At 37.3% G+C, this 7,466-nt stretch carries 6 protein-coding genes, 1 tRNA gene and 3 pseudogenes; 4 read left to right on the top strand and 6 right to left on the bottom strand.

Translation table 11 applies throughout. The features are described 5' to 3' along the window. Positions 1 to 348 (bottom strand): annotated as a pseudogene (locus HMPREF0549_RS09870) (phospholipase D family protein); the annotation flags it as partial. Between the two features lie 130 nt (positions 349 to 478). On the opposite strand from HMPREF0549_RS09870, the gene HMPREF0549_RS04640 reads away from it, so the two are divergent. The 3 genes from HMPREF0549_RS04640 (at position 479) to HMPREF0549_RS04630 (ending at position 3,141) form a co-directional block, all read left to right on the top strand. Then, positions 479 to 552 (top strand) — tRNA-Pro (locus HMPREF0549_RS04640). Between the two features lie 84 nt (positions 553 to 636). Further along, the gene (gene xerS / locus HMPREF0549_RS04635) at positions 637 to 1,704 is read left to right on the top strand and encodes a tyrosine recombinase XerS (RefSeq protein WP_003717106.1); all 1,068 of its coding nucleotides are present in this window, start codon (positions 637 to 639) and stop codon (positions 1,702 to 1,704) included. An 87-nt stretch (positions 1,705 to 1,791) separates the two neighbouring features. Then, positions 1,792 to 3,141 carry a hemolysin family protein gene (locus tag HMPREF0549_RS04630; RefSeq protein WP_003717105.1) on the top strand — a complete coding sequence of 450 codons (1,350 nt, stop codon included), beginning with the start codon at positions 1,792 to 1,794 and terminating at the stop codon, positions 3,139 to 3,141. A 19-nt stretch (positions 3,142 to 3,160) separates the two neighbouring features. Here HMPREF0549_RS04630 and HMPREF0549_RS04625 read toward each other — a convergent pair. From HMPREF0549_RS04625 to HMPREF0549_RS04615, 3 genes and pseudogenes are all read right to left on the bottom strand, one after another. Further along, positions 3,161 to 4,066, bottom strand: a pseudogene (locus HMPREF0549_RS04625) (alpha/beta hydrolase). Next, complete coding sequence (locus HMPREF0549_RS04620; protein WP_003717102.1) at positions 4,066 to 4,347, bottom strand: hypothetical protein; 282 nt, start codon at positions 4,345 to 4,347, stop codon at positions 4,066 to 4,068. Before HMPREF0549_RS04620 ends, HMPREF0549_RS04625 begins: the two are co-directional and overlap by 1 nt. Before the next feature lie 173 nt (positions 4,348 to 4,520). Continuing rightward, a pseudogene (locus HMPREF0549_RS04615) lies at positions 4,521 to 5,209 on the bottom strand (alpha/beta hydrolase). Between the two features lie 199 nt (positions 5,210 to 5,408). Between HMPREF0549_RS04615 and HMPREF0549_RS04610 the strand changes: the two are divergent. Then, positions 5,409 to 6,086: a PHP domain-containing protein gene (locus HMPREF0549_RS04610; RefSeq protein ID WP_040531287.1), complete on the top strand. Its 678-nt coding sequence runs from the start codon at positions 5,409 to 5,411 to the stop codon at positions 6,084 to 6,086. Between the two features lie 36 nt (positions 6,087 to 6,122). Here the strand turns inward: HMPREF0549_RS04610 and HMPREF0549_RS04605 are convergent, their stop codons facing one another. Together HMPREF0549_RS04605 and HMPREF0549_RS04600 are read right to left on the bottom strand one after the other, a co-directional pair. Next, positions 6,123 to 6,620, bottom strand: coding sequence for a GNAT family N-acetyltransferase (locus HMPREF0549_RS04605; RefSeq protein ID WP_003717098.1), 498 nt, complete (start codon positions 6,618 to 6,620; stop codon positions 6,123 to 6,125). A 59-nt stretch (positions 6,621 to 6,679) separates the two neighbouring features. Continuing rightward, the coding region (locus HMPREF0549_RS04600) for an IS982 family transposase (protein WP_003717097.1) at positions 6,680 to 7,466 on the bottom strand (787 nt) is incomplete at its 5' end.

Here is a 7,466-nt window from a genome sequence, read left to right as displayed (position 1 = left end):
ATTATCATTTTCAACAATATAATATTTGCTATGAAAAAGATGCTCCTTAGTGAACCGTAATTTTAAGCTTTCGTCAGCAACTCGGGAAATGAATTGTTCATTAGCCGATGTAATTTCTTTTACCCGACGCGTAAGATCAAAAAATTGATTCAAATTTTGCCCTGTTCGCTGATCTTCCATCCCCAAAATTAAATTAACCTGCTTAAATTGTGGAAGAAGATGCTTTTCAATGATCTGAAAACTCCCGACAAACGTAACTCCAGAAAATTGTTCATATCCTGATACTAATTTCCAAAAATTAGGCTGAGTTAGCATTCGTTGATTTTTAAGATCATATACCGTTAGCATAGTTTGGTCCCTCCCTACTAGTCTTTAAGTATAGGTTATCATCTTTATTCTTGATTTTCTTTCTTAATTTTCTTGCCAAATAGTTATGCTTCTGGTAATATAATTCATGTTGTGCGATACAACCTGTCAACGGGAAATAGCTCAGCTTGGTAGAGCACCTGGTTTGGGACCAGGGGGTCGCAGGTTCGAATCCTGTTTTCCCGATTAATCTAAGAGTCATTCCTCCCGGGGATGGCTCTTTTTATATATAATAGTAGATAAAGTATATATCAGGTGGAATGTAAAATAATGGAATCAGATAAATACCTAAGTTTAATTCAACAGGAGCTCGCACAGCTTCCTGATTATGTAAATGATTACTATTTAGGAACTAACCATGCAGTTACCACTACTTACCAGTATTTAACGGAGATTCGGCGCTTCTTTAACTGGCTTCGAGCCAGTGGCCTTTCTGAGGCAAATAACAATACCGAGATTCAAACTGATGAGCTTGCTAAACTGCGGCGAAATGACATTATGCTGTATATCGATCATCTTAGCCATACCACTAATGCACAGGGGCATTTAAACTCCCCCACTTCTATTAATCGCTCAATTAATGCCTTACGCTCATTATTTAAGTATTTAACAGTGACAGCTGATGTTAATGATGGCGAACCATATTTTTATCGAAATGTGATGCTCAAGATCGATTCATTAAACGATACCAAGACATTAAACTATCGTGCGCATACTCTAGCGTCTCATATGTATCGTGGAGAAATGAAATTCGATTTTATTGATTTTATCAGTAATCAATATCCTCAAATGTGTGATAAGCGTGCCTTGCCAGCATATAAAGTTAATAAAGAACGGGATATTGCAATTATTACGCTAATTCTTGGCACTGGGGTTCGTGTTTCAGAAGCGGCTAATGTTAATCTGGCTGATTTAAACTTGAAACAAAGCTTGCTTGACGTTGTTCGTAAAGGTGGGCAAAAGGATTCCGTGCCAATTGCACCCTGGGCAGTGCAATATATCAAAGCATATTTAGAAATTCGTGCTAAACGTTACCATGCTCTAAAAAAGGATACCGCCCTCTTCCTAACCCTCTATCATGGGGAAACACGGCGAATGACGGCAAACGCGATTGAGAAAATGGTGAAGAAGTATTCAACTGCCTTTGGTCACCCGTTGACGCCACATAAGCTTCGTCACACCCTTGCTTCTGAAATGTATAATGTTACTAAGGATCAAGTGCTGGTTGCTCAACAGCTTGGTCAAAAGGGAACTTCCGCAACTGATCTTTACACCCACGTTGATCAAAAGAAGCAGCGTCAGGCCCTTGATGAAATTAGCGAGCACCCCGAGAAATAAGTTAAAACAATGTTGGCGCTCGGTTAAAAGACTGTTAAAATAGTATTTGAATTATATATCAATAAAAGTATAGGTGATATTTATAAAATGAATGGATTAATGAATTCATATTGGTTTCAACTGATTGTAATTATCTTAATTCTTTTACTGGCGGCATTGTTTACTCTTTTGGAGTATTCAGTTGTTAAAGTCCGTCCTAGTGAATTAAAAGAGTTAAAGCAGACTAAAAAGGTTAAACGTGCTGAACACATGGTTAACAACCTAAACGAGTATCTCTCTACTGCTCAGGTCGGTGTTACCATGACTTCCCTGATTTTAGGGTGGATTGGTGATCAATTTATTACCAATTTATTGCTAAAGATCACGGTAGTTCCAGCAAACATTCGGGAAGTTATTTCGCCAATTTGCGGTGTGCTGATTTTTACTTTCTTCCACGCCGTCTTTACTGATTTGGTACCAAAGAACATGGCGATCGATAAGCCGGTACCAATCTTAATGGCAATTGTTCACCCTATCCAATTCTTCCATACGATCTTCTACCCATTCGTTTGGTTGTTTGCTGTTGTAGCTGCCTGGGTTACCAAGCTTCTCGGTTACAACGTTCAGCCTGAAGAAGATACCTATTCACAAAACGAAATTATGACCCTTTCACAGCAGTCAGAAAAAGCTGGTGAAATGGATAAAGAAGACGTTATCTTTATGCAACGGGCATTTGAAATGAACGATAAAGTTGCTGAAGATATTATGATTGACCGGACCCAATTAGCGGTGATTGACATTACTGCTTCAATTGCTGATGCAGCCCAGTTATACTTTGAAAAGAAGTTTACCCGATTCCCGGTTGTCGCTAATAACGATAAGGATCATATTCTTGGTTATATCTTTGCCTATGATATTATGCGGCAAAACCAAATTAATCCTCAACAATCAATTCGGACGATCATGCGAAAGATTCCAATCGTTTATGAAAACGAACCAATTACTAAGGTTCTCCAAGAAATGATTAAGAAGCAAGTTCCAATTGTTGTTGTTCAAGACGAATATGGTGGTACATCAGGGATTATTACCGATAAGGATATCTATGAAGAACTCTTTGGGACCGTTGGTGAGGAAATTGACCACGCCACATCAGATATGATTGAAAAGAAGGAACCGGATAGCAAGGGAAACCCTACTTATGAAGTTTCCGGTAAAATGCCGCTTGATGATTTTGAACGGTACTTCAATACTAAGATTGATCAATTTGAAAACTCAGAAGTAACAACTCTTACGGGATTCTTCCTTGAACGGCAATATGACTTAAAGGTTGGTCAGCCAATTAGAGTTGACAGTTTCTCCTTTATTCCGTTAGACTTACAAAATGCTTATGTAAATAAGTTTAAAGTAATCTACATTAAACCAAAGAAGAACACCCAATCAAAGAAAAAAGATAAGTAAAATAGTAAAATCTCCTTAGCTAGGCTTTGACCCGGCTAAGGAGATTTGTTTTATGGTGTTTAATTAAGTTTCTTCGTTGCCAAAGAAACTTAATTAACGCTTGATCAACTTGCTTATTATCATGAAGTTTAGAGTGCTGGGCATTTTTACCAGTTACCTTTAATTCGGTATATGACTTTGCTCGAGACGCAACTAGGTACTGAAGTGAACGTGATGAAGCGTTAGTAACCCGGCCATCAGTATGGTTACCAATATCGCCATAGATATTCAGGACGGCTACTTGTCCCTTAGGATAGGCCTTACGAGCAGCAGTCATTTGTTTATAGGTAGTGTTCATGTAATTAGGCTTTCCATTAGAATCCAATTTCATCCCAGCAGGTTACTTTAGTGCATCTGGAATACCATTAAACGTTAATCCACCAAAATGACCAGCAATATCAACCTGCTTTTCCAATCGAGGCATGTTCTTATTTTGACCATTACGAAGCATGTAGTAGATAATCGAAATATTACCTAATGAGTGACCAACCATGTTGATCTTATTAATTCCGTAACGTTTTTTGAGCATTTTAACAACATTCGTTGCATACTCGCCATGCTTATTAAAGTCTAGTTGTCGATTATTTTCGTAGTTAACTTCTACGATTGGGTTAACCGCGCCCCGATACATATTACCATGAAGAGTAACTTTTCCGTTGTTTGTAACGTCTGCTCTAATGACGGTATTTGTAACGCCAGCTTTCTTTGCGGCGTTAACCATTCCCGTCTCTGCGTGATAACTGCTTCCTCCACCATGGAAGAAGAGAGTTGCCGTAGTTGAATGAACGAAGCGATTATTCTTCTGCGTATGGTAAACCGCACCACCAATGATTGCTACCAAAACGGCAATAATCGCAATCGAAATTCCAACTGAACTTTTCTTCATTAATCAATACTACCTTTCTTTGTGAACGCTGAACTTAAAAGGCTGGCTTGGACTTCTTCGAGTTCAGCTGCGTTATTGTTTATATACTTGTTAACGAGTCGTTCATTAGCATGAATATCAAGTACAAGGAAGTCATGGATTGTTGTTACCTTAACTCCGGCATGGCGAAGGTGCTGAATAGTCATTGTAATCGCTAATTCTTCCACCTTGGCTGCTGATAATGATGCTGGAGCAACTTCAACAACGCCTTGATAATAACCGCTCATAAAAATTTTATTCATTTGATAATCCCCTCCCAATTATTTATAATTTTAATTATATGCTTAGTTGTAAAGGGAGACAAGAAAAGCATCAGTTAACACTGAATGATAATTATGTAAACTAAATACTTATTAAAACGGCCTCGTTAGCATTAAATTACGAAACCGCATAAATAGATACCTAATAGAAAGCATTACTTTTCCCACAAAAATTTAATTAAAGCGTGATTTACCTGATTGTTATTATGTAACTTGCTATGCTGGGCGTTCTTACCACGAATTTCAATCTCTTAGTAGGATTTTGCTCGGCTAGCTACAAGATACTTCAATGATTTAGCAGAATTGACTGGCACATCTTCGTCAGAATGGCTACCATCTTCGACATCCCCATAAATATTTAGAACCGCGGTATTCTTAGGAAAAGTTTGGCGCAAACCTAATAATTCACGGTATGCGGACTCCTTCTGCTCCGGTTCACCGGTTTGCGCATCTACTTTAGCATCAGCATCGCTCTCCCCAACTAACCCATTATAATGACCAGCAGATGATAGCGCTTAGCATAATTATTTTGGTAGTTAGCTAGCTTATTGTCTTCTAAATTTACTTCAACAATCGGGTTAACCGTATTTGCCAGAATCCGGCGATTAAAAGTTACCTTGCCATTTTTATCAACATTTGCCCGCACGATTATTTTGGTAACTCCCGCATCACGAGCAGCATTAGCCATCTTTTCTTCCGCGTGTGAACTATTCCCCCAGCCATGGACGAAGATTGTCGGTGTTGAGAACTGTACATAGTGAGTGACTGCATGAGCCTTAGAAGTTAAACCGACAATTGTAAGCAAACTGATAGCTAAACTTAGAAACAACTTTACTTTTTTCATTTTCTTTCCTTACCTTAAATTTGTTATTTTATATGAATCAGTTATCGATGTTAAATACTTATATTTAACCCGTGGTGCTAGTTAATTTTTTCCTAGAGGAAAATGTCTAAACATGTTGGTAAATCAACAAAAAACGCATATAGTAGTCTCAAAACTCCCAAGAAATGAGGACTATTTAACAAACTACGATGGTTACGTCGTGACAACTGAACATTTTGACTTAGCCAATCCTGTTACTAAAGTCGATGATATCCCCGATTATGAAATGTACAGTCAAACAATCGATAGCTTAAATAAGCGTTTTGGCAATCGTGTTTTAAAAGGCATCGAAATCGGTTACATCGCTTCTGAAAAGGATCGGATCATCGACTATTTAGCCGATAAAGATTACGATTTAAAATTACTCAGTGTGCATCATAATGGTCAATTTGATTATTTAGATGACGAAGTCAAAGATATGGATCCTGCTATTGTGATTCCTCAGTATTTTGCACAACTTTCAGAAGCACTAGTTGTTATAGAAGCAGATGTCTTTGCTCATTTTGACTATAGTTTTCGGGTATTTGGTCTATCCGTTGCTGAATTTAAACAATATGAAGCGCAGTTTTTACCGATTCTAGATCAAGTAATCAAAAATAAATTGGCATTCGAATTAAATGCTAAGAGCGCTTACTTGTATGACAATTTAGCGCTATATGAATATATCATCGATTTATATCTTTCACGTGGTGGTACCTTGTTTAGTGTTGGATCAGATGGGCATTACCTTGGACATTTCCATTTCGATGATCTTTTTGCTCTGTTAAAAGTAAAAGGTGTGACGGAATTAGCGTTTTATCAAAAAGGAAAGCGAATTATGGTTCCATTACCAGCCTAAAAAAACGTCCTCACTTTTGATGCTGAGGACGTTTTTTTAGATTTCTTTTTCTAAAATCGGACAAATACGATCTTGTTTTCCTAAAAGAAAATGTTTGATCCCGATTTTTTTAAATCCATAACGTTCATAAAAACGAATAGCTGCATGATTTTTTTCATAAACAGCCAAACGTAAATAACGTTTTTGTTTCGTTTTAGCATAACGATTCGCTTCATCGAGTAACCGTTGCCCTAACCCTTTGTTTTGATAATCTTTGAGCAGATAGATCCGTTGAATCTCTATAGCATCTTTTTCATCATTGACTTTCATATAACCAATGAGTATTTGATGATCCTTAATACCAATAAATTTACTGGTTGACTGTGCCAATTCTACTGCCAATATTTCAGTTGTCAATTGTGTCTGTAAATATTCTTGCATATCAAGTGGATCTGCGCCATCGATAAACGATTCATAAAAACTGACAACACTTACAACTTGTAAAGCATCTAGATCATCATAATCTAAATACGTTAGTGTGATTTGATTGTTCATCTAACTCCTCCTTTTGACATAGTATACTATAAATCACCCACCCGTGGTGCTAGTTAATTTTAATATCCTAAAGAATATCTCAAAGTTCCTTCAAAACGTCGTTGTGCTCGACTTAATAGAACACTGTAAGCCAGTAATATGCCTTCAAATCTACTCTCTAACCCTTTATCAGAACGTGAGTTGAAATTTTGACAACCTAATTTTTCTAAGGAAGAAAAAACAGGCTCAACTGTTTTTCTTTTTTTTCCAAGTAAGCTGTGGTCTAGTTTTTCTGATTTATCCATTTTTTTACGTGGCGGAACGGATATAGTAATGCCCTTAAGGGCAAGCTTTTCATGGATTTTATGGCTAGTATATCCTTTGTCCCCTAGGATATTGGGAAGATTCGCTTCTTCCGATAAAGTCTCTAACACTTTCACGTCATGGACACCTGGATTCGTGATTGAGTAAGTAATCGGAAAGCCAGTCTTAGTAACGACCATATGAATTTTAAGACCATAAAAATAAGATTTCTTTGTTGAGTTATAGCCAACTTTGGCTATTTGATTCAATAGTTTTGCTTGTCTATTTCTAACTGGTTTACATAATGGACTAGGAAAACTATCTATAATTCCGACTAGTTCACCTTTGGTGAGCTTCTTGATGAAAAAGTATCGAATAATCTTGATAGTGTAAGCTAAGTTTGAACTTAAGCGAGTGAATCGACTCCTACTAGGAAAGTCACCATTAGGAAATAAGACGGAACAAACCGCTCTATACGTGGCTCTTTGGCTAGTATAGCCATTAATTATGCCCCATATAACACAAGTAATAATCACTGTATCGCGTTGCTTCAGTTGATCAGTG

Origin of the sequence: Limosilactobacillus vaginalis DSM 5837 = ATCC 49540 (assembly GCF_000159435.1) — a bacterium.
Taxonomy (GTDB): Bacteria; Bacillota; Bacilli; order Lactobacillales; family Lactobacillaceae; genus Limosilactobacillus; species Limosilactobacillus vaginalis.
Note: the sequence above shows the minus strand (reverse complement) of the source record. Positions and strands in the feature narration are given on the sequence as shown.